Here is a 25,758-nt window from a genome sequence, read left to right as displayed (position 1 = left end):
CTCCTAGTTCCAGTGCAGCGACCCGCCGTTGGGCGCCGCCACGGGCCGGGGCGTCTTCACGCCCAGGTTCTGCTTGTCCGCGGTCTTCTCTTTTTCCTTCTGGCCCGCGTACGGGGGCAGCGAGGTGCTGCGCGTCTGTACCACCACCACTTCGCGCAGCGTCACCGTCGCGAACACGGCGCCGAAGCTGTCTTTGTTGGTCTCGACCGAGAGCTTCTCGATCAACATGTCGCTGTAGCGCCGCCGGCTGGTGACCACGGTCACCGGCTCGCGCGATTCCTGCAGGCTGAGCAGCTGCGAGTAGATGGCGGTCGCGTAGTCGTCGGCCGCGGCCTTGCCATTGGCCACGTCCTTGGCCCGCGCGCCGGCCAGCGCCTCATACGAGGCGTTGCTCCACGCGCACTTCAAGGTCAGCGTCAGCGGCTGCTTGAAGGCATGGTCGCTGATCGCCGATTTGCCATAGGGGCCCGACTCCACCGGGTGGCTGGTGATCTTGAGCGTGTCCTCATGCGACTCGCTGAGCGTCGCCTCCACCACGATGTCGCCGATTTTCTTCGACAGCAGGCCGACCATGTCGGCGCCCGCGATGTTCAAGTCAGCCATAGGATCCCTGCAGGTTGCGCGTCAGGTCGGCATTGACCCGGCTCTGTTGATTGGCCACGGCTTCTCCGGTCGCATGGGGATCGTTCGTCCCATTGACGTGGATATTCGTGGTGGCGTTGATGGAAACCGATGCGGGCGCGGGCGCGGCCAGCACGCTGGCCGCCGTTTCGCCCGTGGCGAAGCCGGAGCGGTAATCGCGCCACGGCTCGACCTGGGCGCCGTCCATGTGCTCGGGCCGGATGCCGCCCCCGGGCAGGTTCAGGCCCGGGCCGGGCTGTCCGGCCGGAAAGCCTGGCATCCCCTCCAGCGATTTCAACGTCCCGTCGCCCAGGGTCCTGGGGTACAACAGCAGTCCCGCGCCCACGGCCGCGGGGCTGCTGGCCACGCTGCGCACCACCGCCTTGGCGCCGTCGGCGATGCGGCCGATCCACGAGCCCGCGGCTTCCCACAGCGATCTGCCCCACTGCAACGCGGTCTGGCCCGCGGCCTTGACGCCATCGACCACCAGCGCGCCGCCGCGCGCGGCCATATTGCCCATCCAGGACCAGACCGCGCCGGCCATATTGCCCATCTGGGTCACGGCGGTGCGGCCCATCGACGTCATCCTGCCGAACACGCCAGCCACGAAATTGCTGGTCACCGTCCAGGCCCGGCTCACGAAACCGCCGATCCGTCCTGGCAACGACGCCAGCTGGGAGCCCAGCCCGCCGATGAGCGACCGCATGCCACCCAGTCGCGAGACCAGGCCTGCCAGCGCTCCCACGACGCCACCGCCGCCCAGCATCAGGAATCCGCCGACCAGCAACAGGAGCTGCGAACTCAGCCCCCCCGTCACGCCGTCGAGCCAGGTGATCAGGCTGACCACCGGCCCCAGCAACGACATGATCGACAACACGAAATTGCCGACTTCGCCCAGCCGCTTGCCGGCGGTCTGCCCGTTCTCCTTGAACCAGGCCGAAATGCCGTCGAGCGTCTGCTGCAATTGCGGGCCCATCGTCAGCAGCGCCTGCGCGAACATCGCGTCGACGGAGCCGCTCAAGGCGCGGATGGTGGCCATCAGCTGATGGGCGCGCTCGCCGGCCGCCTCGATCCTGCTGCCTTCTTCGGCGTCACGCTGCACCGACAGGCGCTGCCCGAACGCTGGATCGCGCAGGGCCTCCACGAGGCCGGCATCCACCACCAGTTTCCTGCCCGTCTCCCCGGCCTGGCCGGGGTCCATGCGCTTGAGCGCATCGCTCAGTTCCAGCACCAGGTCGGCGGTGTTGCGCTGGCCACCCGCGCCATCGCTCGGCGAGATATGCAGCTGTTCCAGCAGCGCGGCAACCCTGGGGTCATCGCGCACATTGCGATGCAAGGCTTGGGTACTGTTGCGCATCGCTTCGACGGAAACGCCGAAGTCCTGCGCGACCGTCTCCAGCGCCCGCATGTCCCTGCCCGAGGTGCCGCCCAGCCGGGCGGCGAAATAGCCTTGCTCGAACTGGGCAATCTTGTTTTCGGCAAAGTCGACGACACTCTTGGCCCGCCCCGCGAACACCGCGAGCGCGTCGGCCAGGCTCTGCTTGCGCGAGTCGCCGATTGCCTGCTTGAGGTCCTTCAGGTCGTCCTTGTCGATCTTGAATGGGCCCATCAACCCCGACAGGTCGATGGACAGAATTGTGTTAGCCATTTTTTTCCGCCATGTGGCGGCGGTACGCTTCCGCCTTGTTGTCTGCCCGGACCGACAGCGCGTCGTTCAGGAGCGCGATGTCGGCCAGGTCCAGGGTGCCGTCCTTGAGGGACTCGTATTTGCAGAGTCCCTCGAGGACCGGCGCCAGCAGCCAATCCTCGCCACCGGGCAGGCTCTTCAGCCAGCCTGTGTCGCCTCGGGGCTGCCGGTCTGGCTGGTAAGCAGCCCTTGTATAAAAGGCCCGAGGCTCCCGACGATGACGCGCAGCGCCAGCGGCAACATGACCGACAGGTCGATGTCCTGGAACATCGGCACGCGCTGGCCGGCCGACCAGATGGCGGTCCAGCCATGTTCCTGCCGGCGCTGGACCGCCTGCATGCAGGTGTCCAGCACGTAGTCGGCGTCCTCGTCCTTCATCGCCGCCAGGCCATCGGCCAGCGGTTGCAGCACGTCGGCCATGCCGCCCGGATCCTCGGTGATCCCGCGCCCGCCCGCCGCGAGGCGGACGAACACGGGGATCAGCGTAGGAACGATCGGAGCGATGCGGCGCGACACATGGAACTGTTGCTTGGCGCTCAGTTTCCCGATGGAGTACCGGTGGCCGTTCAGATCGAGTTCCTGTGCCATGGCTTAGTAGGTTCCCAGGATCGTGTCGATCTTCGCGGCGTCGAAGGTCCACTTCACCACGTCGCCGTCCTTCTTGTAGGTCAGGTCGGGCTTCTTGCTGAAGGCGCACGAGCGGCACGCCGTCACGTCGCCGGTGGCCGGATTGGTGATGGTGATCAGGTTCTTGCCCCACAGGCGGCTGTCCAGCGACTGGGCGTCGTACAGGGCCTGCAGCTGGGCGTTGACGGGCGAGGTCTTCAGGTAGCTCAGCGTCACGGTGCCGCTCTTGTCGGCACGCAGCGTGTGCATGACCTCGCCATCGGCGCCCACCGTCATGGCGCTTTTCTCGCCCTTGGCGGCGATGGCGATGCCTTCATCGGCCACGCCGGAGCCGGAACCCAGCGAAATCGCCCCGCCCGGGCCCACGAGACTGGCGCTGATATCAGCGAACGAATAGGTAGACATCTGCTACTCCTGTTTAGCGGTTGACCGTGACCAGAACGTCGACGGTGTGGATGGCGCCGGCTTCCTTGGCGGCGACCTGGAACGGAACGGCCTTGCGCGCTTCGCGGTCGGCCTGCGACTGGGTGGCGATCGCCGGCGCGTAGACGTAGTAGCCCTTGGCCAGCGTGTCGCCTTGCTTGAGGGCGCCGAAGCCGGCCGAGTTCCACACACCCGGCGCCAGGTAGCCGTTGTTGACGGCGGCCTCGCACGCGGCCTCGATCACCGAGGCGATCAGCTGGTTGCCGGCGTCGGTCTGCGGCACCTTGGTGGGGCTGGTGTACAGCAGGTTGTAGACATCGGTCTGGACGCGGTTGCGGAACCAGATCGCGTTGTAGACCGAGTCGATGAAGATGCCGCTGGGCGTCACGCCGTACTGGATGATGGCCGTGTCGTTGTCGTAGTTGACGAACACGTTGCAGTTCTTGGCCGCCAGCGTGTCGGCCTGGCTGCTGGTCAGGGTCTCGGCGACGATGCCGGGCTCCTGCTTGTACATCAGCGTGATGGTGGTGTTGTTGGCGTTGAAGTTCACCGTCAGCATGCGGCCCAGCAGCGAAGCGACCGCATACGGGCTGGCGCTGGAGAACTGCACGATCGAGTACTTGTATTTCAGCGCCTTCAGCTGGCTGGCGATGTCCTCGTGGTTGGTCGGGTCCAGCACCTGCGGCGCCTGGGTCGACACACCGTACAGGTGGCGCTGGTCGGCCTCGATCAGGCCGGCCACGGCCAGGTGCTGCGCGTCGGTGATGTCGGCATCGGCGAACGCGAGGCCCAGGAACTTGTTGGCGAAGCGGTCCAGGAACAGCGACACGGCGTCCACCGGCTTTTCGGCGACGATGCCGGCGACGGGCGTCGAGGCCTGGCCCGCGGTCAGGCCCAGCATCGATGCGATGTCGGTGCCGGTGCCCGCGGCCGTGGCGTAGCCCAGCGTCGAGGTCGCGCCGGAGGTGTTCGAAGTCACCACGAACTGCGAGCCGTTCCAGGTGACGGAAGCGGAGGCCAGTGCCGTCGAGATGATCGACGCGACCCCGTTCAGGTTGGTGGCGCCGGAGAAATCCAGGCCGTTGACCGTCTTGGCGGTGCCGTCGACCGACAGCGTGAAGGCGCCCGCGGTCACCGCGGTCCAGGCCGACACCTGCTTCTCGGCGGCCGACAACACCGCGCCGCGCAGCGTGGCCGAGGTCGCGCCCTTGGCCCAGCGGCCGATGTACAACTGCGAGGGCTGGGGCGTCTGCTGGAAATACAGCAGGGCCGCGCGATATTCGGGCGCGGCGGTGCCGAAGTCGGCGGCGACGGCGTCGATGCCGCCATAGGAGCGCATGCGCTCGCCGGTGTCAATGACGGCGGAGGCGCCCAGCAGCAGCGCGGTGTTCAGGCTCGCGCCCTGCGCCGCGAGCGGCGACATGTTGATCGTGACGTTGATCAGGCGTGATACCGGCAATCCATTAGCCATGGTAGATCCCTTAATCTGCAAGGTGGTTGATGTGATCCGTCGGCGACAGCGACGCGGCATGCGTCGTGACCTGCGCCGACAGGAGATTCAGGACCGGATAGATGCGCGTGACCCGGCGCTTGAAATGCAAGGTCATGTCGAACTGCCGTATCCACTGCTGATTCACGAGCTCGTGCCGGGCCAGGATCGGCCCCGCGCCGCCGACCGCCATGCCCTGCGCGAGCAGGGGTTCGCGGTTCTGCGGCACGGCGGCGCCATCGCGCAGCAAGGCCGCGTGGCGCAACGCGTTCGGGCCGAACATCGAGCAAAGCACCTCGATGTCTTCGTGCCGGACGTATGAATCAGATCCTTCCCCGGCCGGGTCGTGAGCGACGACCGGGCCGGCGTCCGCGGTTTGCGCCCGGATGTCCATCAGGCACCAGGTATCGCTTTGCGCGGGCGGTTCCACACCGGCCGCGGGCCAGTGCGTACGAACCATGTTCGGGGGCAAGCCGGACACGCCGGCGATGAACCCCAGGAACAGCGCCTCGAGTTCGGCATCCTCCAGGGGCGGAGAAATGGCGATCGGCGCCAGGTAGCCGCCGGTGGCCGAACTGTTCGCCATGCGTAGCTCCTTTGTCGTGTTGAAGTGCCCGAGGGCGGATCGGGGGAATCCAGTTGCCTGGAGGCGGATCGCCGACTTTGCCGCGCCATCGGCGCGATGCCGCGTTGCGTGATGCGTGCGGCCGGGTTGCGGCGGATTCCGGCTGTCGCCCACCGGGCTGCCGCCTCGAGCCGTTCCGGGTCACCGCGGGCGGGAGAAAGGCCCGGTCATTGCAGGAAAGGCGAGGCGGCAGGCCGCTGGACGGCCCAAACGAAACGCCCCGCGCTCTGTTCGAGAACGCGGGGCGTGCAAATAGAAAAGGCCCGCCTGTGGCGAGCCTGTCGTGGGGAACTGCAAAGAGCGCGAGGGGGGAACGGGCAGGTGATGCATCCGCCTTGGGACGCACCGCCCGGGCACACGTACCCTCTCATAAAAAAGGCCCGCTGGTGGCGGGCCTTTTTCGGTTCGTCGTCGGTGCGCAGCGCGACGACATGGATGCATTGTCTCGCGGCATCAGGCGCGCTGGCAATCCCCATTGTGTCGCACTTCGCTCCAGACGTAGCTGAGCGAGTTGCGGGCATGCTCGATGCGCGCCACCTGGCCGCCCTCGCGCAGCGTTTCGAGTACGCGCAGGATGGCCTGTCGCATCGCGTTGCGTTCGCGCCGCGTCAGCTCGCGCGCGCCGGATGCGCCGCGCACCAGTTCCGCCATGCGCCAGGGACGCCCCGGCGCCGCCGCCATGAGATCCAGGACTTCGCTTGCATATTTCATCGGGATGCCTCCCGGACAAGATGCTTATCCATGCTTTTTTCCTTGTTCCAAGCCTTCGATTCGTCGTCATCCCGGTTTGTCCGCCCGTGGCGGTCGCTACTCCGGTAGCGATTCAAGGGCACATTGGCCGGTGCCCCTTCGTGCGCCACGGTCGGCGGGGTGGGTCCCGGCAGGGCCACCGGCGGCCGGGCATGGCTGCGGTCGCCCCGACTATCTTCGGGATTGGAATCATGGTAGCGACTCGCTACCTTAAAATCAACAGCGAATCGCTACTGTACTTTCAGGTAGCGGATTGCTACTATCGCTACCATGGATATCCGCTCGATACGACTGAACAACCTCAAGTACGCCGTGCTCCAGGCCGGGGGGGTGGACCGCCTGGCCGAACGCGCGGGCGTGAGTCGCAAATACCTCGACCAGATCCTCCAGGGGTTCCAGGGCAAGCGCGACAAGAACCCGCGCCGCGTCGGCGATGCCCTGGCCGCCAGGATTTCCGCCGGCCTGGGCCAGCCCGCCCACTGGATGGATCTTCCCCACCCCGACCTGTGGCACGAGCTCTCGCCCGACGTCATCGCCGACGAGCCACCGGGCCGGCTGGTCTCCTTCAACCACGGGCGGCTGGGCCGGCCCGATCACGGCAATGTGCTCATCGCCCAGTTCGATACCGGCGGCGCGATGGGAAGCGGCCTGGAACTGCGCGACCAGCCGGGCGTCATCCAGAGCTGGAACGTCAGCCCCGAATGGCTGCAGAAGAACGTCCGCGGCTTTTCCGCCTCGAAGAACCTGTGCATCGTCACGGGCTTTGGCGATTCCATGCGCCCCATGTTCAATCCCGGCGATCCCCTGATCGTCGACCGCGGCGTGCAGGCCGTCGAATACGACGCCATCTACTTCTTCCGCGTCGGCAGCGAAGGCTTCATCAAGCGGCTGCAGCGCATTCCCACCGCCTCCGGGCTGGTGGTGCGGGCCAAGTCCGAAAACACCAAGTACGACGCCTGGGACATCACCGAAGGCATGGATTTCGAGGTCTTCGGCCGCGTGCTGAAGGTCTGGCGCAGCGAGGACTTCTGACCCCATGGCAACCCGCTCTCCCCTGTCGGCTCCCGAAAGAACCATCCTGGTCCACGGCGCGCTCGGCGCGCTGCTGGCGTTGGCGCTGCATGCCGCGCTGCTGAACCGCGTGTGGCCATGGCACAACCCGTTCGCCACCCTGTTCGCGATCCAGTGGGTCTGGCTGGTGCCACTGGCGGGCGCCATGCTGGCCGGCATGCGCTCTGGCAGGCGCTGGCTGCTGGCGCTGCTGGCCTATGCCCTGGCGCTGCCCGCGCTGCACGCCTACGGCCTGATGCCGCTGCTGGGCTCGCAACCCGTGCGCTATTCCGACGACGGCCCGCGCGCGCTCGCCACCGTGATCACCGCCGCCAGCGGTTTCATGCTGCTTCCCCTGATCCAGGCGCTGGACCCATCCCGGCCGGGCTGGGACTACCCCGCGGTGTTCCGCGCGGCCTGGCGCAACACCGTCAAGCTGGCGCTGGCCGGCGGCCTGGCCCTGGCGGTCTGGCTGTTGTTCTGGGCCGCGGGCGCCATGTTCGGCATGATCGGCATTGGCGCGGTCGGCAATGTCGTCAAGTCCACCCGCTTCACGCTGGGCGTGATGCCGCTGGTGCTGGCGGTCAGCCTGGTGGGGGTACATCGCCGGCCGCAGCTGGCGGACACGCTGCAACGCTCCTGGCTCACGCTCACCGCGTGGCTGCTGCCGCTGGTTGCGCTGGTCGGCATCGCCTTCGTGCTGGCGCTGGCGGCCCGGCTGGCGCTGGACCTGCAGGCGGTGGCGCTGTCCGCTGGCGCCCTCATCGCCTTCAGCGCGCTGTGGATCAAGCTCATCAACTCCGCCTGGCAGGACAGCCCCGAGGCGCCGCCCTTCGGCCCGCGCCTGCGCGCGGTGCTGCGCGTCGCGGCGTGCGGCCTGTTGCCGCTGGCGCTGGTGGCGCTGTACGGTCTCGTCGTGCGCGTCGAACAGTACGGTTGGACCATTCCGCGCATCTGGGGCGTCTACGCCGCGATCCTGTTGACGCTATACGCGCTGGGCTATGCCTGGGCGGCGCTCGCGCCGCGGCGTTTCCACACGATCCTGGGAGGCACCAACATCGTCGCGGCCTTCTGCGCGCTGGCCATGCTGGCCCTGGTGAACACGCCAATCCTGAATCCCGACCGCATCGAGGTCGACAGCCAGGTGCAACGCCTGATCGACGGCCGCGTCCCGCCCGAGGAATTCAGCTATCTCTCGGCCGCGCGCGATCGCGGCGAATACGGCCGGCAGGCGATGCGCAGGCTGGCCGATGGTGCCGCCCAGGCCCAATCGCCCAAGATCGCAATCGCCGCCGCCGACGCACTGACGGGCAAATACTACGATTGGGGGCCGCGCCAGTCCGGCCTGGCCGCCTCGCTGACCAAGCCCGACAGCCTTCAGGTCCATCCTGCCGGCGGTGCCGTGCCGGACGCCTGGTGGCGCTACGCCGCGACCGAAAACCCGTTCGAGCTGGACCGATGCGTAAGCGCGGAAAAGGCCGCTGCCGACGACCCGTCCAACCCCGTCTTGGCCGCTGCCCGCTGCTGGTTGATCCATGCGGACATCACCGGCCCCGGCGCGGCCGATCTGGTCCTGTATGTACCGCCGCGCGCCGACGCCACGGCGGGGGGCTACGAAACTTTCCTGACCTATCAGGGGCGGGGCAAGGACGGCTGGCGCGTGGTGTCGTCCAGGACGCATCGCACGTCCGAGAGCGGTCCGGAAGTCGACATGGGCGGGGCGCTGGCACAGGGGCAGGTGCATACCGAGCCACGCCAGGACCGCGACCTCATCGTCGGAGGACGCCGCCTGCCGCTGCGCTGAATGGCGCGCCGCCGCCGTCTCCAGCGCAAGCCCGCGCGCGTTGCGCGGGCCGCAGGCGGCGGCCTGCCGCAGCCTACTTTTCTTCCAGGTCCGGCGTGCCGGCGAACTGGCTCTTGAGCAGCGCCAGCGCGCCCTTCTCCGCCAGCATCGCGTTCGGAAACACGTTTCGCGTGTCTTCCAGCACGGGAAAGCCGAAAACGCGGACGCGGGCATGGTAGCCCTCGGGAGTTTCGGCGAATTCGATGTCGAAGTTGCGCTCTTCGATCCAGCCCGACTTGTGCAATTTCCAGTCCATATCCGACGCGCTCCTCATGAAGGAAATCCGCAGCACTGCCGGGTCAGGCCGGCGGCGCCGCGGAGACAGGACGCCGGCCCCGGCGGGCCGGCACCACCACACCTTACACCCTCGGCCCTGACGTCGTCTTGACCGCGCACAGGCCACTGGCAGGCGCGCTCAGGCTTGTCAGTCGGCCTTTGGGGGCGCAGCCGGGGACGAGGCCGGGGTCGACGGCCTGGAAGGCGGGACCGCGGGCTTGGCCAGCGCGGCCGCGACGACGTCATCCGGAGGCGAGAACAAGTCCCAGCTGGCCATGAACAGCGCGGCGATCAGCGGGCCGATGACGAAACCATTCAGGCCGAACAGCGCCATGCCGCCCAGGGTCGAGATCAGCACCACGTAGTCGGGCATCTTGGTGTCCTTGCCCACCAGGATCGGACGCAGCACGTTGTCGACCATGCCGATCACCAGCACGCCGAAGGCGATCAGCACCACGCCCTTGATGGTCGCGCCGGTCAACAGGAAATAGATCGCCACCGGCGCCCAGATCAGGCCCGCGCCCACCGCCGGCAGCAGCGACAGGAAGCCCATGATGACGCCCCACAGCAGCGCCCCCTGGATCCCCAGGATGGAAAAAATGATGCCCCCCAGGGCGCCCTGCGAGGCCGCCACCGCGATATTGCCCTTCACCGTCGCGCGCACCACCGTGGTGAACTTGCGGAAAAGATGGTGCTTGTGGGTTTCGCTGAGCGGCACCGCGCGCTTGACGCGCTGGGCCAGTTGCGGCCCGTCTCGCAGCAGGAAGAACAGCAGGTACAGCATGATGGCGAAGCTGACCACGAACTGGAAGGTGTCCTGCCCGATGCTGAGCGCCTGGGTCGCCAGGAACTGGCTGGCCTGCATTGCGCCAGCGCTGAGCTTTTCCTGCAGGCTGGGGATGTCGGCCAGGTCGAACCGCGCCAGCAGGTCATGCACGGACGGCGGCAGCGCTTCCATGGCCTGCTGGAAGTAGGCGCCAAAGTTGATCTGGCCGGATTTGATGCTCTGGTACAGGTTCGCCCCCTCGCGCACCAGCGACCCACTGATGACCACCAGCGGCAGGATCACCAGCAGCAGCACCATGGCCAGCGTGATCAGCGCCGCCAGGTTGCGCCGGCCGCCGATGCGCGGCACCAGCCGCCGTTGCAGCGGCGCGAACAGGATCGCCAGGATGGCGCCCCAGAACACCGCGCCGTAGAACGGCCACAACAGCCAGCCGAACGCGATGGATACCACCACCAGGAGGAGCAGGAAGGTACGGTAGTGCAAGCTGGAAGATTGGCTCATGTTCCGTCCAAGGCGCGGCCTGAACCGCGGAGACCCGCATTGTACAAAGCAGCGTCCCGCCCCGCTCGTTCCCCCCGCTGGCCCCGGCCCCGGCCGTCCGGCGGGCGCCATTGCGCGGAAAGCGGCGCGCGGCGGGCATTCAGGGCTCGCCGGCCGCCGCCCGCGACACCACCGCGCGGGCGGCCTCCAGCGCCGGCGACTGGGCGTTCAGGCCCTGCAGGCGCAGATTCAGTTCATGCTGCAGCGACGGCGTGGCGACCTTGGCCAGCCCATCCTCGAGCGTGATCTCGGCCTCATTGGCCGCGACGAAATCGGCGATGCCGAGCGCATCGCGCGCGACGGTATCCATGCGCGCCGCCGCGTCCATCAACTCGGCCGCCGGCGCCGTGACCGCCTCGTCATACACCCCGTCGTAGACCGGCGCCAGATCCGGCGCAAGCTCCAGTCCCCTGCGCGCGCGGTCGGCGCGGGCCTTGGCATCCTGCAAGGCGCCGGCGCTGTCGGCCAGCGTCTTGCGCGCGGCCAGCAGGGCCTCGCGCCGCCGCACGATGTCGTCGACCGACTGGATGCGCTCGGCCGCAAGGATGGGGCGCAGCGTCACGGCCGCCTTGGCCATGGCGGACTGGAAATCGACGATCACCTCGTAGGCATCGTCGTAGCGGCCCACGGCCTCTTTCTCGGCTTCGCCGAGGGCGCCGACCGGCACCAGCGACCCGGACGCGATACGGCTTTGCAGCAGCTCGATGAAGGCCGCGCGCTCCTGCGGCTCGCGATTGCCGCAAGCGGCCAGCGCCAGCATCGAAGCCGCCGCCAGGCCGGCCAGGCAGATCCGCAGCATTGCCATGCCCTTCCCTCCTTGCGTAAAACGTTGCATCGGGAACACCCGCCCGGCGGCCGGCATCCTCCCCGGCAGATTATCCCGAAGCGTCCGCCACCCGCCGCCGGCGGGCGGATTTTGTTGCCATCGAATCGATATGACACAGCCCACCGGCGCGCGCCTTAGCGGCTCACGCCGCCAGCGCGTAGCGCATCGCGCAGCGGCGCGCCGGGTCGAAACCCGCGGCCGCCTCCGCCTCCAGGCGAGCCCGCAATGCGGGCCCCAATTGCGGGGCCGGGACCTCGACAAAGCCTTGCCGCTGGTAGAAAGGCGCATTCCAGGGCAGCTCGCGATCGGTGGTCAGCGCCACGCCGCGGTAGATGCGCGCGGCGCGCGCATGTTCGACCACCGCCCGCAGCAGGTCGCGTCCCAGGCCGCGCCCCTGCATAGGCAGCGCGACCGACATTTCCGCCAGGTACAGGTCGCCGTCCATCGGCCGGGCCAGCGCGAATCCCGCCGGCCGGTCGTCGTCGCCCGGCGCGACCCACAACAGGCCCGCGGCAGCGGCGCGCGCCAATTCGGCTGGCGGCAGGGGCTCGCCCGCGGCGGCCCAGGCCATGGGCGTCCCAAGGAAGCGGGCGGCGGCGGAACGTTCGATATCGGGCAGGAGCGCCAGGTCGGCGGGGCGTGCGTGTCTGATCATGGGGCGCCCAGTATGCCCCAAGCGGCACGGAAACGGGATGCGCAGCCCCACTGTGCAGGCCGCGCGCCGGGACCTCATGCTTGGCCGCGTTCCGCCAGCGCCCCGCACTGGGCCGGACCGGCCTAAAATGCAGGATTGCCGGCCCGCTGCGGCCGCCCGCCACCCCTTGTCTTTCCAGCCTGAATGACCCAAGACGCTTCCCCCGACACCTGGGGCTTCGCCCATCCCGATTGCCGTGGCGCCGCCGCCCTGCTGTTTTTCATGAACGACCTGGCCCGCGTGGCCAACCAGTATCTGCGCCCCGGGCACCTGGGCGAAGAAGCGCTGGCCGATGCGCAGAAAGCCGTGGATGCCTTGCTGCAACGCTATGTCGAGATCGAGGCCGCCCCGGAAGCCTTCGATGGCGAACGCATCGAGCTGGCGCTGGAAACCGACACCCGTCCCGACGGCTCGACCGCCGCGCAGGTCGCGCTGCGCATGTCGCCCCGCCTGGAGGCGCTGATCATCGAAGCGCAACGCCAGGCGCGCCCCGCCACGCACTGACCTGGGTCCTGCCCCCTGGCGCGGGGCGTCAGCGCCCGCGCCAGGGGGCACCCCGGCCGGACGGCAAGGGTGGCGTCGCACTCATTTCGGCGCGCCTCACAAAAACCCTTGCGAAATCATTAATTTAGCCATATAATCGTTAGTTGAGCCTATTGAACTTGGCGCTATTGGAATTTGCCGTTTGGCACTCCAGGCTTTGCCGCCGCCTTGGTCGGGTTTTGCTCAGGTCCCACTCAGCCTCACCTGGGTCCGCCAGCGAACCAGGCTTTGAAAACCAGCCATTGAGCTACCCGGCGGGGCATCGGTCACCATCCGTTGACCAACCCTATTGGCCAACCCGTTGATCATCCTGTTTCGCGACAGACAACCCTAAGAACGCGGAACCGGTTGCCAACCATTTATTGCACGCAATTGTGTTGCCGGTTTGCCTTGCGCGTCGTCACGACGATGGCGCGGGCCATAGCCAACATTCGCCCCGACCATGCCGCCGAGTCCGGCCCGGTCGGAAAACGCACAACGCAGCGTTGATCCGCTGCCATGCGCCCGCGATGGCGCCGTAACGCCATCGCCTATTGGATCCGCCGTCCACCAATACAGGCAGGCGGCGCCCGCAACGTCCCAGGTCCAGGCCCGGGACGGCCCCCGCAGCCAGTCCGGCGCGCCCGCAAACCATGAGAATGCGCAAAGGACCGGCGGCGGATATGCGTTAGTGTCATGCATGACCCGGCACATGGCCGGGGCGCGGCGCGCGACAGCGCCCTCGCCCCCGCTTCGTGGCATGCGCTACGCAGCAATTCCCATAACAAGAACTTGAAAGAGAACACAACATGAATACTCGTTTCACTACCTCGGACCTGATCCGACGCCCGGCCCATACCAAGCTGGACAACATGCCGATCCACATCGGCGACATCGTTTACCTGCAACCGGCCGACGGCCCGGCCATCCGCGCCGCCGTGATCTTCAACGCGCCGATCGACGGCACGACCACGTACACCACCGAAATCGTGCCTTGCGGAACGGCCGCGCAGAAGGTCCCCGGACAGCGTATCCGCTTCCGCCACGAGCACGTGCACCGCATCGAACCGGTGCGCCGCGCCGCTCGCTGAGCCAGCGGTTCCCAACCTTAATCTGGCGCAAAACCGCCATGGCCCACGCCGTGGCGGCTTCATTTGTGCGTGATAAAGTCGCAGGCAACGCAGTCAAGGCGCGACCATCATGCAAAACAACCGGCTTGCCATCCGCATCTGGGACCTTCCCACCCGACTCTTCCACTGGGCCCTCGTCGTCTGCATCGTCGGCGCCTTCGTCAGCGTCAAGCTGGGCGGCCTGTACATGGACTGGCACGTGCGCTTCGGCTGTGTCGCGCTGGGCCTGATCGTCTTTCGCGTGCTGTGGGGCTTTGTCGGCCCGCGCTATGCGCGCTTCACCCAGTTCGTGCGCGGGCCGCGCGCGGTGGCCAACTATCTCAAGGGCGCGGCCGCGCCGGCCGGCCACAATCCGCTGGGGGCGTGGTCGGTGCTGGCATTGCTGCTGGTGGTCGGCTTCCAGGCCGTGAGCGGCCTGTTCACCACCGATGACATCATGACGCAGGGCCCGCTGTTCGGCCACGTCAGCGAGTCCACCGCCGGCCTGCTGACCTCGTGGCACAAGCTCAATGAATGGGTCATCATCGGCCTGGTCGCCCTGCACCTGCTGGCCATAACCTGGTATGCGCTGGTGCGGCGCAAGCGGCTGGTGCGCGCCATCATCACCGGCAACGTCGATCCGAAAGACGTTCCGCCCGGCACACCGCCGACCCAGGACGGCTTCGCGATCTGGCTGCGCGCCCTGATCCTGGGCGCCTGTGTCACCGGCCTGGTGCTGTGGATTCGATCGCTGGAAATCGTCGCGGACATGTCGTTCTCGTAGTCATCGGGCTCGCGCGTGGCGCTGGCCGCCGAGCCACGCGCGGTATCCAGGCCGCGCACCAATGGAAAAGCCCCTCGGTCGAGGGGCTTTTTACATGCGGCGGCGCGCCACAGGGCGCGGTACCGGCTTACTTCTTCTTGCGATAGGCGTCGTGGCAGGCCTTGCAGCTCGCGCCCACGTCGCCGAATGCGGCGCGCAGCTTGTCCAGGTCGCCGGCGTCGGCAGCCGCCGACAGCTTGACGATGTTGTCCTGGAACGCCTGCTGCTTCTGCTTGAAGCCGGCCGCGTCGCTCCAGATCTCGGGACGGGCGTCGCCGCCTTCCGTGCCGGGACCGAAAGCCGACCAGGGCAGCGCCGACAGCGTCTTGAGCACTTCGACGTTGGCCTTGATCTGGGCCGCGTCGTAGGGCGCCTGGCCCTTGACCACCGGCGTCATGCGGCCGAAGTGCGAGGCCATCAGCGTCAGCGCCGACTGGCGGTACTTGACGGCATCTTCGGGCTTGGCGAACTGCGCCTGGGCCGAGGTCGCCAGCAGCGATCCGACGGTCATACAGGCCAACGCGGCGAGCGTGGACAACTTCTTCATTGCAATCTCCCGTAAGTACAACAAGGATGCCGCGCGCCCGGCGCGCGGCAAGGCGACTATACCGCCCGGGCCAGGTCCGCGGCCAGGCCGATATACGAACGCGGGGTCATCGCCAGCAGGCGCGCCTTGGGTTCGTCCGGCAGGGCCAGGCCCTGTATGAATTCTCGCAGGGCTTCCTCGGTGATGCCTTTGCCGCGCGTCAAAGCCTTGAGCTGTTCGTACGGCTGCGGCAGGCCGTAGCGGCGCATGACCGTCTGCACCGGCTCGGCCAGCACTTCCCAGCAGGCGTCGATGTCGGCGTCGATGGCGGCGGTGTTGACTTCGAGCTTGCCCAGGCCGCGCATGCAGGCGTCCCAGGCCACCAGGCAATAGCCCAGGCCCACGCCCAGGTTGCGCAGCACGGTGGAGTCGGTCAGGTCGCGCTGCCAGCGGGAGATCGGCAATTTATCAGACAGATGGCGCAGCACGGCATTGGCCAGGCCCAGGTTGCCTTCGGAGTTTTCGAAGTCGATCGGGTTGACCTTGTGCGGCATGGTGGACGAACCGACCTCGCCTTCCTTCAGGCGTTGCTTGAAATAGCCCAGGGCCACGTAACCCCAGATGTCGCGGTCCAGGTCGAGCACGATGATGTTGGCGCGCACGATGGCATCGAACAGCGCCGACATCCAGTCGTGCGGTTCGATCTGGATGGTGTGGCGGTTCTGCGTCAGGCCCAGGCCGGCCAGCACGCGCTGGCTGAAGGCGGGCCAGTCGATTTCCGGGTAGGCCGACAGGTGGGCGTTGTAGTTGCCGGTGGCGCCGTTGAGCTTGGCCAGCGGCTCGACCGCTTCGATCGCGGCGATGGCGCGGTTCAGGCGCGCCGCGACGTTGGCGAATTCCTTGCCCAGCGTGGTGGGACTGGCCGGCTGGCCGTGGGTGCGCGACAGCATCGGCTGGTCGGCCTGGGCCACGGCCATGTCGTTGAGCCTGGCGGCGATTTCACGCAGGCGCGGCAGCACCACTTCGCTGCGGGCGCGCGACAGCATCAGCGCGTGCGAGGTGTTGTTGATGTCCTCGGAGGTGCAGGCGAAGTGGATGAATTCGGCCGCGGCCGCCAGTTCGGCATGGTCGGCGACCTTTTCCTTGAGCCAGTATTCGACCGCCTTGACGTCATGGTTGGTGACGCGTTCGATGTCCTTGATGCGGGCGGCGTCGGCCTCGGAGAAGTCGCGCACCAGCTGTTGCAGGCGGGCGCGGGCTTCCTGGGAGAAGGCGGGCAGCTCCGGCAGGCCGGCATCGGACAGGGCCACCAGCCAGGCCACCTCGACCTCGACGCGGTGGGCCATGAAACCGGCCTCGGAGAGCAGCCCGCGCAGCGCGTCGCCGCGGGAGGCGTATCGGCCATCCAGTGGCGAAAGGGCATTAAGTTGGCTAAGCTGGTCGGCGATTTGCATGGTCTGGGAAGGAAAAAGCTGCGGGTGGGAAAACCCGGCGATTTTATCATTCAGGGCCGCGCAACATTGTGGCAAACTGAGCGGGATTCCGTCCCGCGGACGGTTTGGCCGCCATGCGGCCTGCTATACTTCGGCCGCTTTCCGACTCCGCTTGTGAATCCATGAAACTGATCGGCTCGCTTACCAGTCCATACGTGCGCAAGGTGCGTATCGTCATGGCCGAGAAAAAGCTGGATTATCGGCTTGAACTCGAAAACGTCTGGTCCGCCGACACGCAGATCCAAACGTACAACCCGCTGGGCAAGGTGCCCTGCCTGGTCATGGAAGATGGCGGCGCCCTGTTCGATTCGCGCGTCATCGTCGAGTACCTGGATACCTTGTCCCCCGTCGCCCGCCTGATTCCGCAGCCGGGCCGCGACCGCGCGGCCGTCAAGTGCTGGGAAGCCATCGCCGACGGCCTGCTGGACGCCTGCGTCACCATCGTCAAGGAAAAGCAGCGCCCCGAGGCGCAGCGCAGCCCGGAATGGATCGAACGCCAGTACGGCAAGATCCACGCCAGCCTGGACGCCATGGACAAGAGCCTGGGCGAGAACGCCCACTGCATGGGCATCAACTACAGCCTGGCCGACATCGCCGTGGGCTGTGGCCTGGGCTACCTGGACCTGCGCTTCGCCGAGCTGGACTGGCGCGCCAACCACCCCAACCTGGCGCGCCTGTACGACAAGCTGTCGCAGCGCCAGTCGTTCGTGGACACCATCCCCAAGACGGCCTGACGGCCCCCGGCATCGTCCCGCACCGTTCCGGCCGCCTTGCGCGGCCGGTTTCACTTGCGGCTCAGGCCCAGAACGCCTGCGCGGCCTTGAACAGCATGTAGGCGGCCAGCGCGAACAGCAGGCAGGCGAACACCCGCTTCAGCGTCTGCACCGGCAAGCGGTGCGCCATGCGCGCGCCCAGCGGCGCCGTGAGGACGCTGACGCACACCAGCACCAGCAGCGCCGGCCAGTAGATGTAGCCCAGCATGCCGGGGCGGGTCGCGCCTTCGTTCAGCCCCGACACCACATAGCCGATGCTGTTGGCCAGCGCGATGGGAAAACCCAGCGCCGCCGAGGTCGACACCGCATTGTGCAGCGCCACGTTGCACCAGACCATGAAGGGCACCGACAGGAAGCCGCCGCCCGCCCCCACCAGCCCCGACAGGAAGCCGATGCCGGCGCCGGCCGCGCTGGTGCCGACCACGCCCGGCATCTGTCGGCTCGGCTTGGGCTTCTTGTTGCGCAGCATGTTCCAGCCGGAATAGCCCACGAACAGCGCGAAGAACAGCGACAGCCACAGGGTGCTGAGCGCCGCGAACACCGCGCCGCCCGACAGCAGGCCGCCCAGGATGATGCCGGGCGCCATGGCCCAGACGATGCGCCATTTGATCGTGCCCTTCTGCTGGTGGGCGCGCACGCTGGAGATCGAGGTGAACAGGATCGAGGTCATCGAGGTGGCGATGGCGGCGTGCACCACCAGGTCCGCCGGCATGCCTTTCCAGGCGAACAGCATCGTCAGGAACGGCACCAGCAGCATGCCGCCGCCAATGCCCAGCAGCCCCGCCGCGAAGCCCGCCACCGCGCCCAGCGCCAGCAGGCAAATCACCATCGTTACATCCACATCCCTCTCCTCGTTGTCGGCATGCGCCGTTTTTCATGAGCCAGGCCCCGCGGACGCGACGCCCGCGGGGCCTGGCTGGAACTGCTATCGGTGTTGCAACGGCCCGTCACAGGCCGGCGTGCCTAGACGATGATGCCGCCGCCCAGGCAGATATCGCCATCGTAAAGCACCGCCGATTGCCCGGGCGTGACCGCCCATTGCGGCTCGGCGAAATCGAGCGTGAAGCCCTCGGTGGTCGCGTCGCCCAGGCGGCAGGCCGCATCGGCCTGGCGGTAGCGCGTCTTGGCGCCGTATTCGCCCGCGGCAGGCGCCTGCCCCGCCACCCAGCTGACGTCCTGCGCCCGCAACGAGCCGGACAGCAGCCAGGGATGGTCATGCCCCTGCACCACGTAAAGCACATTGCGCTCGAGGTCCTTGCGCGCCACGTACCAGGCCTCGGCCGTGCCGTCATCGCGCTGGCGGCCCTTCACGCCGCCCACGCCCAGGCCCTTGCGCTGGCCCAGCGTGTAGAACGACAGGCCCTCGTGGCGCCCGACCTTCTGTCCTTCCGGCGTCAGGATCGGGCCCGGTTCGGTCGGCAGGTAGCGGTTCAGGAACTCGCGGAACGGACGTTCGCCGATGAAGCAGATGCCGGTGGAGTCCTTCTTGGCCGCATTGTGCAGGCCGATCTCGTGCGCGATGCGACGCACCTCGGTCTTGTGGATCTCGCCCAGCGGGAACAGGGTGCGCGACAGTTGCGCCTGGTTCAGTCGGTGCAGGAAATAGCTCTGGTCCTTGGAACCGTCCAGCGCCTTGAGCAGCTCGAAGCGCGAGCCGCCGCCCTCGGCGGCCACTTCGCGCACGCGGGCGTAGTGGCCGGTGGCGATGTGTTCGGCGCCGAGCGCCATGGCGTGGTCGAGGAAGGCCTTGAACTTGATTTCGGCATTGCACAGCACGTCCGGATTGGGCGTGCGGCCGGCCGAGTACTCGCGCAGGAATTCCGCGAACACGCGGTCCTTGTACTCGGCGGCGAAATTGACGTATTCGAATTCCACGCCGACCAGGTCGGCCACGCTGGCCGCGTCCAGCAGGTCCTGGCGGGTGGAGCAGTATTCGGAATCGTCGTCGTCTTCCCAGTTCTTCATGAACAGGCCGACGACCTCGTAGCCTTGCTGCTTGAGCAGCCAGGCGGTGACCGAAGAATCGACCCCGCCGGACATGCCGACGACAACGCGGCCCTTCTTGGTGGATGTTTGACTCATGATGATGCCATTTTACTGTGGGGCGGCGGCGTCCTGCGGCTGCGGCTCGGCCGCCCGCGAGACTTCCATCAGCCAGGTCCGGAACGCCTGCAGGGTGGGCAGGTTGGCCTTCTGCTCGGGGTAGCACAGGTAGTAGCCCATGCGCGCGCGGATCGGCAGCTGGATCGCCACGGCCAGCTTGCCGTCGCGCAATTCGTCCTCGATCAGGCAGCGCGGGATCAGCGCCACGCCGAAGCCGGCGGCGGCCGCCTGCGACAGCAATGCATACTGGTCGAAGCGCGCCCCTTCCAGGCTGCGCCGGGTGTCGCAGCCGGCCTGCTCGAACCAGTCGCGCCAGCCTTCCAGGGCCGAGGTATGGTGCAGCAGGGGGTAGGCCAGCAGGTCCGCCGGCACGCTACAGCCGCCGGGAATCAGGCGCGGGCTGCAGACCGGCAGGATCTCGCGGCCGACGATGTAGTCGGCGCCGCTGCCCGGCCAGATGCCCTCGCCGAAACGGACGGCGGCGTCCAGCTCGGGCGACGAAAAATCGTAGCCCTGGCGGTGCGGCAGGAATTCCACGTGGATGTCCGGGCGCAACCGCATGAAGGCCGTCAGGCGCGGGATCAGCCAGCGCGCGCCGAAGGTCGGCATACAGGTCAGGTTGAGCGTGCCGCCCTGGCCCTGGTGCGCGATCAGTTCCACGGTGGCCGCCTCGATCTGGCCCAGTCCCGCCTGGATCTTGGTGAGGTAGCTGCGGCCGGCCTCGGTCAGGACCAGCCCTTGCCTGATGCGCAGGAATAGTTCGACGCCGACGAACTCCTCCAGATGTTTCACTTGCTTACTTACCGCACCCTGCGTCACGCACAGCTCCTGGGCGGCGCGGGTGAAGCTGCTGTGCCTGGCGGCCACTTCAAAGGCTTGCAGGTCGGTGAGCGAAGGACAGAACCGTCTCATGGGGGGGAATGCCTGCGGACCCGGTCGACGGGGCTTGAAGTTACAAAAAGAAAACTTCGCCGCAAAAGAGGCATGAAAAAAAGTCATAGCTTAAGGAGAAACTTTCGTTTGTGCAAACCGGCCTTGCACGAAAGAATCTTCCTGTTTGCGTCTGCCTTTTGCGCAGTCGCTTTCCAATTCATAGGGGAATCCATGCAACGCCGTAATGTAGTCCTAGGTCTCTGTGTCGCCGCCGCGACCCTGGCCACGCCGCTGACCTCGGGCATCGCCCATGCCGAAGACGCCTACCCGAGCAAGCCGATCCGCCTGATCGTGCCGTTCCCGCCCGGCGGCACCACCGACATCGTCGGCCGCCTGTTCGCCGACAAGCTCGGCAAGGAACTGAACCAGACCGTGGTGGTGGAAAACCGCGGCGGCGCCGGCGGCTCGATCGGCAGCGCCTTCGTGGCCAGCAGCGCGCCGGACGGCTACACCCTGGGCATCGCCACCGTCAGCACGCACGGCATCAATCCGGCCATCTACCCGAACCTGCCGTTCGATGGCGAGAAGGACTTCACGCCGGTCTCGAACCTGGCCGCCGTGCCGAACATCATGACCATCAACCCGAAGGTGCAGGCCAAGGACATGGCCGAGTTCATCAAGCTGGCCAAGAGCCAGCCGGGCAAGCTGACCTACGCCTCGGCCGGCAACGGCTCGGTCTCGCACATGATGGGCGAACTGTTCAAGATGGCCTCGGGCACCGACCTGATGCACGTGCCCTACCGTGGCGTGGGCCCGGCGCTGAACGATGCGCTGGCCGGCCAGGTCGACGTCATGTACGACAACCTGCCCTCGACCCTGCCGCACGTGCAGTCCGGCCGCCTGATCGCCATGGCCGTCGCCGCGCCCAAGCGCGTGGCCAGCCTGCCGAACGTGCCCACCTTCGCCGAAGTCGGCCTGCCCGCCGTCAACGACGCCTCGTGGTTCGGCCTGGTCGCCCCGGCCAAGCTGCCCGCCCCGATCCTGGCCAAGCTGAACGCCGCCGTGCAGAAGGTCAGCGCCGAAGCCGACGTCAAGTCGCGCCTGGAAGCGCTGGGCGCCGAGCCGGCCGCCAACAGCCCCGAAGCGTTTGCCAAGCAGATCTCGGCCGAGATCGCCAAGAACAAGCGCATCGCCAAAGAAGCCAACGTGAAGATCGACTGAGCGATCTTCGGCCCCCGCCGCGTCCGCGCGGCGCGCGGGGGTCTCCGATTCACGAACGCAACACCCCCATATGCGAATTACCCAACCCCTGTCCTATCGGCTCGACCTTCCGCAGCAGTATCCGAACTCGGCGCCCTCGGCGCCCCTGGTGCTGGACTCCCCGCACAGTGGCACCACCTACCCGCCCGATTTCGCGCCCGCCGTGGATTTCGGGGCCCTGCGCACCGCCGAGGACACCTGGGTTGATGATCTGTGGGGCGACGCCATCGACATGGGCGTGCCCATGATCGCCGCGAGCTTTCCGCGCGCCTACATCGATGCCAATCGCGCCCCGGACGAAATCGACGAACTGCTGCTCGACCAGGCCTGGCCCGGCGCGGTCAATGCCTCGCCCAAGGTCAAGCTGGGCAAGGGCCTGATCTGGCGCATGCTGGACGACGGCACGCCGCTGTACGACCGCAAGCTGAGCGTCGAGGAAGTGACGCACCGCATCGAAGCCTGCTGGAAGCCGTACCACGCCGCCCTGGGCCAGGTGCTGGACAGCGCCCACCAGAAGTTCGGCAAGGTCTGGCACATCAACTGCCACTCGATGCCCAGCGTCGCCGGCGCCTACGCCACCGACCGCCCCGGCCTGGTCCATCCCGACTTCGTGCTGGGCGACCGCGACGGCAGCACCAGCGATCCGGCCTTCCGCGAATTCATCGCGGTCTGGCTGCGCGAGCGCGGCTACAACGTGACCGTGAACGACCCCTACAAGGGCGTCGAGCTGGTGCGCGCCTTCGGCCGTCCCGACGAAGACCGCCACAGCCTGCAGATCGAGATCAACCGCAAGCTCTACATGGACGAGGCCAGCCTGCGTCCGTCGGCCAACTACGGCCGCCTCAAGGCCGACCTGCGCGATCTCACCGCCGCGCTGATCGACTGGACTCGCGCGCAGACGGCCTGACGCCGGACGCCTGCGCGCCGGGTGCCGGCCAGCAGCCAGCTGTCAGTCTGGCCGGTATGACCGGGGCGCGAGCCCCAAAGCCCCATGGTTAACCCCATGGGGCTTTTCTTTTGCGCCCCGCCGAACCTCCTCCCCCGGGCGTATATCCGTTATAACTACGGCGAACCTTCTGAGGAGAGGCGTCGATGCACATCGGGATACCAAGGGAAACCCGAGACGGGGAAACCCGTGTCGCAGCAACACCAGAGACCGTCAAGAAGTACGTAGGCGGCAAACACACCGTTGTCGTGGAGCGTGGCGCGGGCACTGCGGCGCGCTATCTCGACGAAGCCTACGAAGCCGCTGGCGCCACGCTCGGCACCGCCCAGGAGGCATTGGGGGCGGAGCTCGTGATGAAGGTTCGCGCGCCGTCTGCGGCCGAACTGCCGCAGATGAAACCCGGCAGCGTGGTCATCGGCATGCTCGATCCCTTCGATGCCGACGGCCTGCAGCAGATGGCCGCCGCCGGACTGGTCGGATTCGCGCTGGAAGCCGCGCCCCGCATCACCCGCGCGCAAAGCCTGGACGTGCTCTCGTCGCAGGCCAACCTGGCCGGCTACAAGGCCGTGCTGCTGGCGGCCCACCACTACGGCCGCCTGATCCCCATGATGATGACCGCCGCCGGCACGCTCAAGGCCGCGCGCGCCGTGGTGCTGGGCACCGGCGTCGCCGGCCTGCAGGCCATCGCCACGGCCAAGCGCCTGGGCGCGGTGGTCGAGGCCTCGGACGTGCGCCCCGCCGCGCGCGAGCAGGTCGAATCGCTCGGCGCCAAGTTCATCGACGTGCCGTTCGAGACCGACGAGGAACGCGAGATCGCGCAAGGCGTGGGCGGCTATGCCCGCCCCATGCCGCCGGCCTGGATGGCGCGGCAGGCAGCGCTGGTGTCGGAACGCTGCAAGCAGGCCGATATCGTCATCACCACCGCCCTCATCCCCGGCCGCCCCGCGCCCACGCTGGTGTCGGCCGAGACGGTCGCGGCCATGAAGCCCGGCTCGGTGCTGGTGGACCTGGCGGTCGAACGCGGCGGCAACTGCCCGCTGTCAGAGAAAGGCAAGGTGGTCGAGAAACACGGCGTGACGCTGGTCGGGCTGACCAACCTGCCCGGCCTGGTCGCAACGGACGCGTCGGCGCTCTATGCCCGCAACATCCTCGACTTCCTGAAACTCATCATCAATGCGGACGGCGCGCTGGCAATCCAGCGCGACGATGAAATCGTGGCGGCCTGCCTGGTGTGCGAAGGCGGCAATGTGACGCGCAGGAGCTGAAAGCATGGAAGCGATCAATCCCACCCTGATGAATCTCATCATCTTCGTGCTGGCCATCTACGTCGGCTACCACGTGGTCTGGAACGTCACCCCCGCGCTGCACACCCCGTTGATGGCGGTGACCAACGCGATCTCGGCCATCATCATCGTCGGCGCCATGCTGGCGGCGGCGCTGACCGAAGGCGGACTGGCGCGCGGCATGGGCGTGTTCGCCGTGGCGCTGGCCGCGGTCAACGTGTTCGGCGGCTTCCTGGTCACGCGGCGCATGCTGGAGATGTTCAAGAAAAAGGACAGGAAGCCGGCCAAGGAGGAAGCGAAATGATCTCGCTGAACCTCGTCACGCTGCTCTACCTGGTTGCCTCGGTCTGTTTCATCCAGGCGCTCAAGGGCCTGTCGCACCCCACCACCTCGCGCCTGGGCAACGCCTTCGGCATGGCCGGCATGGCGATCGCGGTGCTGACCACCGGCGCGCTCATCGTCGGCCTGGCGCGCTCGGGCACCGCCACCATCGGGCTGGGCTGGGTGCTGCTGGGCCTCCTGGTCGGCGGCTCGATCGGCACGCTGATGGCCAAGCGCGTCGAAATGACCAAGATGCCCGAACTGGTCGCCTTCATGCACAGCATGATCGGCCTGGCGGCGGTCGCCATCGCCGTGGCCGTGGTGGCCGAGCCGCACGCCTTCGGCATCGTCGCCACCGGCACGCTGATCCCCACCGGCAACCGCTTCGAGCTGTTCATCGGCACTTTCGTCGGCGCCATCACCTTCTCGGGTTCGGTGATCGCCTTCGGCAAGCTGTCGGGCAAATACAAGTTCCGGCTGTTCCAGGGCGCGCCGGTGGTGTTCCCCGGCCAGCACATGCTGAACCTGGCGCTGGCGTTGCTGATGCTGGCGATGGGCGTGTGGTTCATGCTGACGCAGGCGTGGACGCCGTTCGTCATCATGACGCTGATCGCCTTCGTGCTGGGGGTGCTGATCATCATCCCGATCGGCGGCGCCGACATGCCGGTGGTGGTGTCGATGCTGAACAGCTATTCGGGCTGGGCGGCGGCCGGCATCGGCTTCTCGCTCAACAACCCGATGCTGATCATCGCCGGCTCGCTGGTGGGCTCGTCCGGCGCCATCCTCTCGTACATCATGTGCAAGGCGATGAACCGCTCGTTCTTCAACGTCATCCTGGGCGGCTTCGGCGGCCAAGCGGGCGAGGCCGCGGCGGCTGGGGGCGGCCAGCAGCGCAGCGTCAAGTCGGGCAGCCCCGACGACGCCGCGTTCCTGATGACCAACGCCGAAAGCGTCACCATCGTGCCGGGCTACGGCCTGGCGGTGGCGCGCGCCCAGCACGCGCTCAAGGAACTGGCCGAAAAACTCACCGAACGCGGCGTGACGGTCAAGTACGCCATCCACCCGGTGGCGGGGCGCATGCCAGGGCACATGAACGTGCTGCTGGCCGAGGCCGAGGTGCCCTACGACCAGGTCTTCGAGATGGAAGACATCAACAGCGAATTCGGCCAGACCGACGTGGTGCTGGTGCTGGGCGCCAACGACGTGGTCAACCCGGCGGCCAAGAACGATCCGAAATCGCCGATCGCCGGCATGCCGATCCTGGAAGCCTACAAGGCCCGCACCGTGATCGTGAACAAGCGCTCGATGGCCTCCGGCTACGCCGGCCTGGACAACGAACTGTTCTACATGGACCGCACCATGATGGTCTTCGGCGACGCCAAGAAGGTGCTGGAAGACATGGTCAAGGCGGTGGAGTGATGCGCGTGGCCTCGCGATGCGCATGCGCATTCGCGAGGCCGCTGCCTGCCCAGGCTGCGGCCGCACGCC

At 67.4% G+C, this 25,758-nt stretch carries 28 protein-coding genes; 11 read left to right on the top strand and 17 right to left on the bottom strand.

The features are described 5' to 3' along the window. Positions 1-3 precede the first annotated feature (3 nt). The 8 genes from AT699_RS08990 to AT699_RS08960 form a co-directional block, all read right to left on the bottom strand. The gene (locus AT699_RS08990; RefSeq protein ID WP_049050997.1) at positions 4-603 is read right to left on the bottom strand and encodes a phage baseplate protein; all 600 of its coding nucleotides are present in this window, start codon (positions 601-603) and stop codon (positions 4-6) included. Next, a complete protein-coding gene (locus AT699_RS08985) occupies positions 596-2,269 on the bottom strand; it encodes a hypothetical protein (protein WP_024068263.1) in 1,674 nt (557 codons plus the stop codon). The genes AT699_RS08990 and AT699_RS08985 overlap by 8 nt, the downstream gene beginning before the upstream one ends. Further along, a complete protein-coding gene (locus AT699_RS32470) occupies positions 2,262-2,348 on the bottom strand; it encodes a DUF6889 family protein (protein ID WP_372493621.1) in 87 nt (28 codons plus the stop codon). The genes AT699_RS08985 and AT699_RS32470 overlap by 8 nt, the downstream gene beginning before the upstream one ends. 98 nt (positions 2,349-2,446) lie before the next feature. Continuing rightward, the gene (locus AT699_RS08980; RefSeq protein ID WP_024068262.1) at positions 2,447-2,896 is read right to left on the bottom strand and encodes a phage tail assembly chaperone; all 450 of its coding nucleotides are present in this window, start codon (positions 2,894-2,896) and stop codon (positions 2,447-2,449) included. Positions 2,897-2,899: 3 nt separating this feature from the next. Then, complete coding sequence (locus tag AT699_RS08975; protein WP_006388470.1) at positions 2,900-3,340, bottom strand: phage protein; 441 nt, start codon at positions 3,338-3,340, stop codon at positions 2,900-2,902. 13 nt (positions 3,341-3,353) lie between these two features. Next, positions 3,354-4,829: a DUF3383 domain-containing protein gene (locus AT699_RS08970; RefSeq protein WP_024068261.1), complete on the bottom strand. Its 1,476-nt coding sequence runs from the start codon at positions 4,827-4,829 to the stop codon at positions 3,354-3,356. 10 nt (positions 4,830-4,839) lie between these two features. Next, positions 4,840-5,433 (bottom strand): phage neck terminator protein, encoded by a 594-nt coding sequence (locus AT699_RS08965; RefSeq protein WP_006388468.1) that lies wholly within the window; start codon positions 5,431-5,433, stop codon positions 4,840-4,842. 492 nt (positions 5,434-5,925) lie between these two features. Continuing rightward, positions 5,926-6,183, bottom strand: coding sequence for a hypothetical protein (locus AT699_RS08960; RefSeq protein ID WP_006388467.1), 258 nt, complete (start codon positions 6,181-6,183; stop codon positions 5,926-5,928). 309 nt (positions 6,184-6,492) lie between these two features. Here AT699_RS08960 and AT699_RS08955 point away from each other — a divergent pair, with 309 nt between their 5' ends. Continuing rightward, positions 6,493-7,254 (top strand): S24 family peptidase, encoded by a 762-nt coding sequence (locus AT699_RS08955; protein ID WP_006388466.1) that lies wholly within the window; start codon positions 6,493-6,495, stop codon positions 7,252-7,254. Between the two features lie 4 nt (positions 7,255-7,258). Next, positions 7,259-9,076: a DUF4153 domain-containing protein gene (locus AT699_RS08950; RefSeq protein ID WP_024068260.1), complete on the top strand. Its 1,818-nt coding sequence runs from the start codon at positions 7,259-7,261 to the stop codon at positions 9,074-9,076. A gap of 73 nt (positions 9,077-9,149) precedes the next feature. Here AT699_RS08950 and AT699_RS08945 read toward each other — a convergent pair whose 3' ends face one another. The 4 genes from AT699_RS08945 to AT699_RS08930 all read right to left on the bottom strand — a co-directional run bounded on the left by AT699_RS08945 (position 9,150) and on the right by AT699_RS08930 (position 12,199). Continuing rightward, positions 9,150-9,371: a hypothetical protein gene (locus tag AT699_RS08945; RefSeq protein ID WP_006388464.1), complete on the bottom strand. Its 222-nt coding sequence runs from the start codon at positions 9,369-9,371 to the stop codon at positions 9,150-9,152. 168 nt (positions 9,372-9,539) lie between these two features. Continuing rightward, positions 9,540-10,679, bottom strand: coding sequence for an AI-2E family transporter (locus AT699_RS08940; RefSeq protein ID WP_024068259.1), 1,140 nt, complete (start codon positions 10,677-10,679; stop codon positions 9,540-9,542). Between the two features lie 139 nt (positions 10,680-10,818). Next, positions 10,819-11,523: a DUF3053 family protein gene (locus AT699_RS08935; RefSeq protein WP_024068258.1), complete on the bottom strand. Its 705-nt coding sequence runs from the start codon at positions 11,521-11,523 to the stop codon at positions 10,819-10,821. A gap of 163 nt (positions 11,524-11,686) precedes the next feature. Next, positions 11,687-12,199 carry a GNAT family N-acetyltransferase gene (locus AT699_RS08930; protein WP_006388461.1) on the bottom strand — a complete coding sequence of 171 codons (513 nt, stop codon included), beginning with the start codon at positions 12,197-12,199 and terminating at the stop codon, positions 11,687-11,689. Between the two features lie 183 nt (positions 12,200-12,382). Here AT699_RS08930 and AT699_RS08925 point away from each other — a divergent pair, with 183 nt between their 5' ends. From AT699_RS08925 to AT699_RS08915, 3 genes are all read left to right on the top strand, one after another. Then, positions 12,383-12,742, top strand: coding sequence for a hypothetical protein (locus tag AT699_RS08925; protein WP_006388459.1), 360 nt, complete (start codon positions 12,383-12,385; stop codon positions 12,740-12,742). A gap of 827 nt (positions 12,743-13,569) precedes the next feature. Further along, positions 13,570-13,851, top strand: coding sequence for a hypothetical protein (locus AT699_RS08920; RefSeq protein WP_006388458.1), 282 nt, complete (start codon positions 13,570-13,572; stop codon positions 13,849-13,851). Between the two features lie 109 nt (positions 13,852-13,960). Beyond that, a complete protein-coding gene (locus AT699_RS08915) occupies positions 13,961-14,653 on the top strand; it encodes a cytochrome b/b6 domain-containing protein (RefSeq protein ID WP_024068256.1) in 693 nt (230 codons plus the stop codon). 127 nt (positions 14,654-14,780) lie between these two features. On the opposite strand, the gene AT699_RS08910 is transcribed toward AT699_RS08915, so the two are convergent. Next, positions 14,781-15,239 carry a c-type cytochrome gene (locus AT699_RS08910; RefSeq protein WP_006388456.1) on the bottom strand — a complete coding sequence of 153 codons (459 nt, stop codon included), beginning with the start codon at positions 15,237-15,239 and terminating at the stop codon, positions 14,781-14,783. A 56-nt stretch (positions 15,240-15,295) separates the two neighbouring features. Continuing rightward, the gene (gene purB, locus AT699_RS08905; RefSeq protein ID WP_058207269.1) at positions 15,296-16,672 is read right to left on the bottom strand and encodes an adenylosuccinate lyase; all 1,377 of its coding nucleotides are present in this window, start codon (positions 16,670-16,672) and stop codon (positions 15,296-15,298) included. A 161-nt stretch (positions 16,673-16,833) separates the two neighbouring features. Here purB and AT699_RS08900 point away from each other — a divergent pair, with 161 nt between their 5' ends. Then, complete coding sequence (locus AT699_RS08900; protein ID WP_006388454.1) at positions 16,834-17,445, top strand: glutathione S-transferase; 612 nt, start codon at positions 16,834-16,836, stop codon at positions 17,443-17,445. A 61-nt stretch (positions 17,446-17,506) separates the two neighbouring features. Here AT699_RS08900 and AT699_RS08895 read toward each other — a convergent pair whose 3' ends face one another. The 3 genes from AT699_RS08895 to gcvA all read right to left on the bottom strand — a co-directional run bounded on the left by AT699_RS08895 (position 17,507) and on the right by gcvA (position 20,499). After that, the gene (locus AT699_RS08895) at positions 17,507-18,325 is read right to left on the bottom strand and encodes a sulfite exporter TauE/SafE family protein (RefSeq protein ID WP_024068253.1); all 819 of its coding nucleotides are present in this window, start codon (positions 18,323-18,325) and stop codon (positions 17,507-17,509) included. 122 nt (positions 18,326-18,447) lie between these two features. Beyond that, a complete protein-coding gene (mnmA, locus tag AT699_RS08890) occupies positions 18,448-19,566 on the bottom strand; it encodes a tRNA 2-thiouridine(34) synthase MnmA (RefSeq protein WP_006388452.1) in 1,119 nt (372 codons plus the stop codon). A gap of 12 nt (positions 19,567-19,578) precedes the next feature. Then, complete coding sequence (gene gcvA, locus AT699_RS08885; RefSeq protein WP_006388451.1) at positions 19,579-20,499, bottom strand: transcriptional regulator GcvA; 921 nt, start codon at positions 20,497-20,499, stop codon at positions 19,579-19,581. A gap of 192 nt (positions 20,500-20,691) precedes the next feature. On the opposite strand from gcvA, the gene AT699_RS08880 reads away from it, so the two are divergent. From AT699_RS08880 to AT699_RS08860, 5 genes are all read left to right on the top strand, one after another. Next, on the top strand, positions 20,692-21,681 hold the full coding sequence (locus AT699_RS08880; RefSeq protein ID WP_024068252.1) for a Bug family tripartite tricarboxylate transporter substrate binding protein: 990 nt from the start codon (positions 20,692-20,694) through the stop codon (positions 21,679-21,681). A 70-nt stretch (positions 21,682-21,751) separates the two neighbouring features. Next, the gene (locus AT699_RS08875) at positions 21,752-22,627 is read left to right on the top strand and encodes an N-formylglutamate amidohydrolase (RefSeq protein WP_024068251.1); all 876 of its coding nucleotides are present in this window, start codon (positions 21,752-21,754) and stop codon (positions 22,625-22,627) included. A 185-nt stretch (positions 22,628-22,812) separates the two neighbouring features. Further along, positions 22,813-23,931 carry a Re/Si-specific NAD(P)(+) transhydrogenase subunit alpha gene (locus AT699_RS08870; protein ID WP_024068250.1) on the top strand — a complete coding sequence of 373 codons (1,119 nt, stop codon included), beginning with the start codon at positions 22,813-22,815 and terminating at the stop codon, positions 23,929-23,931. Positions 23,932-23,935: 4 nt separating this feature from the next. Then, positions 23,936-24,253, top strand: coding sequence for an NAD(P) transhydrogenase subunit alpha part 2 (locus AT699_RS08865; protein ID WP_006388447.1), 318 nt, complete (start codon positions 23,936-23,938; stop codon positions 24,251-24,253). Then, positions 24,250-25,689 carry an NAD(P)(+) transhydrogenase (Re/Si-specific) subunit beta gene (locus AT699_RS08860; protein ID WP_024068249.1) on the top strand — a complete coding sequence of 480 codons (1,440 nt, stop codon included), beginning with the start codon at positions 24,250-24,252 and terminating at the stop codon, positions 25,687-25,689. Before AT699_RS08865 ends, AT699_RS08860 begins: the two co-directional genes overlap by 4 nt. Positions 25,690-25,758: the final 69 nt, after the last annotated feature.

The organism is Achromobacter xylosoxidans, from assembly GCF_001457475.1.
In the GTDB taxonomy this organism is placed as follows: Bacteria; Pseudomonadota; Gammaproteobacteria; order Burkholderiales; family Burkholderiaceae_B; genus Achromobacter; species Achromobacter xylosoxidans.
This window is presented reverse-complemented; position numbering and strand designations above follow the sequence as displayed.

What these genes read in the sequence shown, in the direction of transcription:
- AT699_RS08990 (WP_049050997.1), bottom strand. Translation starts at nt 603, where the DNA reads ATGGCTGACTTGAACATCGCGGGCGCCGACATGGTCGGCCTGCTGTCG.
- AT699_RS08985 (WP_024068263.1), bottom strand. Translation starts at nt 2,269, where the DNA reads ATGGCTAACACAATTCTGTCCATCGACCTGTCGGGGTTGATGGGCCCA.
- AT699_RS08980 (WP_024068262.1), bottom strand. Translation starts at nt 2,896, where the DNA reads ATGGCACAGGAACTCGATCTGAACGGCCACCGGTACTCCATCGGGAAA.
- AT699_RS08975 (WP_006388470.1), bottom strand. Translation starts at nt 3,340, where the DNA reads ATGTCTACCTATTCGTTCGCTGATATCAGCGCCAGTCTCGTGGGCCCG.
- AT699_RS08970 (WP_024068261.1), bottom strand. Translation starts at nt 4,829, where the DNA reads ATGGCTAATGGATTGCCGGTATCACGCCTGATCAACGTCACGATCAAC.
- AT699_RS08965 (WP_006388468.1), bottom strand. Translation starts at nt 5,433, where the DNA reads ATGGCGAACAGTTCGGCCACCGGCGGCTACCTGGCGCCGATCGCCATT.
- AT699_RS08960 (WP_006388467.1), bottom strand. Translation starts at nt 6,183, where the DNA reads ATGAAATATGCAAGCGAAGTCCTGGATCTCATGGCGGCGGCGCCGGGG.
- AT699_RS08955 (WP_006388466.1), top strand. Translation starts at nt 6,493, where the DNA reads ATGGATATCCGCTCGATACGACTGAACAACCTCAAGTACGCCGTGCTC.
- AT699_RS08950 (WP_024068260.1), top strand. Translation starts at nt 7,259, where the DNA reads ATGGCAACCCGCTCTCCCCTGTCGGCTCCCGAAAGAACCATCCTGGTC.
- AT699_RS08945 (WP_006388464.1), bottom strand. Translation starts at nt 9,371, where the DNA reads ATGGACTGGAAATTGCACAAGTCGGGCTGGATCGAAGAGCGCAACTTC.
- AT699_RS08940 (WP_024068259.1), bottom strand. Translation starts at nt 10,679, where the DNA reads ATGAGCCAATCTTCCAGCTTGCACTACCGTACCTTCCTGCTCCTCCTG.
- AT699_RS08935 (WP_024068258.1), bottom strand. Translation starts at nt 11,523, where the DNA reads ATGGCAATGCTGCGGATCTGCCTGGCCGGCCTGGCGGCGGCTTCGATG.
- AT699_RS08930 (WP_006388461.1), bottom strand. Translation starts at nt 12,199, where the DNA reads ATGATCAGACACGCACGCCCCGCCGACCTGGCGCTCCTGCCCGATATC.
- AT699_RS08925 (WP_006388459.1), top strand. Translation starts at nt 12,383, where the DNA reads ATGACCCAAGACGCTTCCCCCGACACCTGGGGCTTCGCCCATCCCGAT.
- AT699_RS08920 (WP_006388458.1), top strand. Translation starts at nt 13,570, where the DNA reads ATGAATACTCGTTTCACTACCTCGGACCTGATCCGACGCCCGGCCCAT.
- AT699_RS08915 (WP_024068256.1), top strand. Translation starts at nt 13,961, where the DNA reads ATGCAAAACAACCGGCTTGCCATCCGCATCTGGGACCTTCCCACCCGA.
- AT699_RS08910 (WP_006388456.1), bottom strand. Translation starts at nt 15,239, where the DNA reads ATGAAGAAGTTGTCCACGCTCGCCGCGTTGGCCTGTATGACCGTCGGA.
- purB (WP_058207269.1), bottom strand. Translation starts at nt 16,672, where the DNA reads ATGCAAATCGCCGACCAGCTTAGCCAACTTAATGCCCTTTCGCCACTG.
- AT699_RS08900 (WP_006388454.1), top strand. Translation starts at nt 16,834, where the DNA reads ATGAAACTGATCGGCTCGCTTACCAGTCCATACGTGCGCAAGGTGCGT.
- mnmA (WP_006388452.1), bottom strand. Translation starts at nt 19,566, where the DNA reads ATGAGTCAAACATCCACCAAGAAGGGCCGCGTTGTCGTCGGCATGTCC.
- gcvA (WP_006388451.1), bottom strand. Translation starts at nt 20,499, where the DNA reads ATGAGACGGTTCTGTCCTTCGCTCACCGACCTGCAAGCCTTTGAAGTG.
- AT699_RS08880 (WP_024068252.1), top strand. Translation starts at nt 20,692, where the DNA reads ATGCAACGCCGTAATGTAGTCCTAGGTCTCTGTGTCGCCGCCGCGACC.
- AT699_RS08875 (WP_024068251.1), top strand. Translation starts at nt 21,752, where the DNA reads ATGCGAATTACCCAACCCCTGTCCTATCGGCTCGACCTTCCGCAGCAG.
- AT699_RS08870 (WP_024068250.1), top strand. Translation starts at nt 22,813, where the DNA reads ATGCACATCGGGATACCAAGGGAAACCCGAGACGGGGAAACCCGTGTC.
- AT699_RS08865 (WP_006388447.1), top strand. Translation starts at nt 23,936, where the DNA reads ATGGAAGCGATCAATCCCACCCTGATGAATCTCATCATCTTCGTGCTG.
- AT699_RS08860 (WP_024068249.1), top strand. Translation starts at nt 24,250, where the DNA reads ATGATCTCGCTGAACCTCGTCACGCTGCTCTACCTGGTTGCCTCGGTC.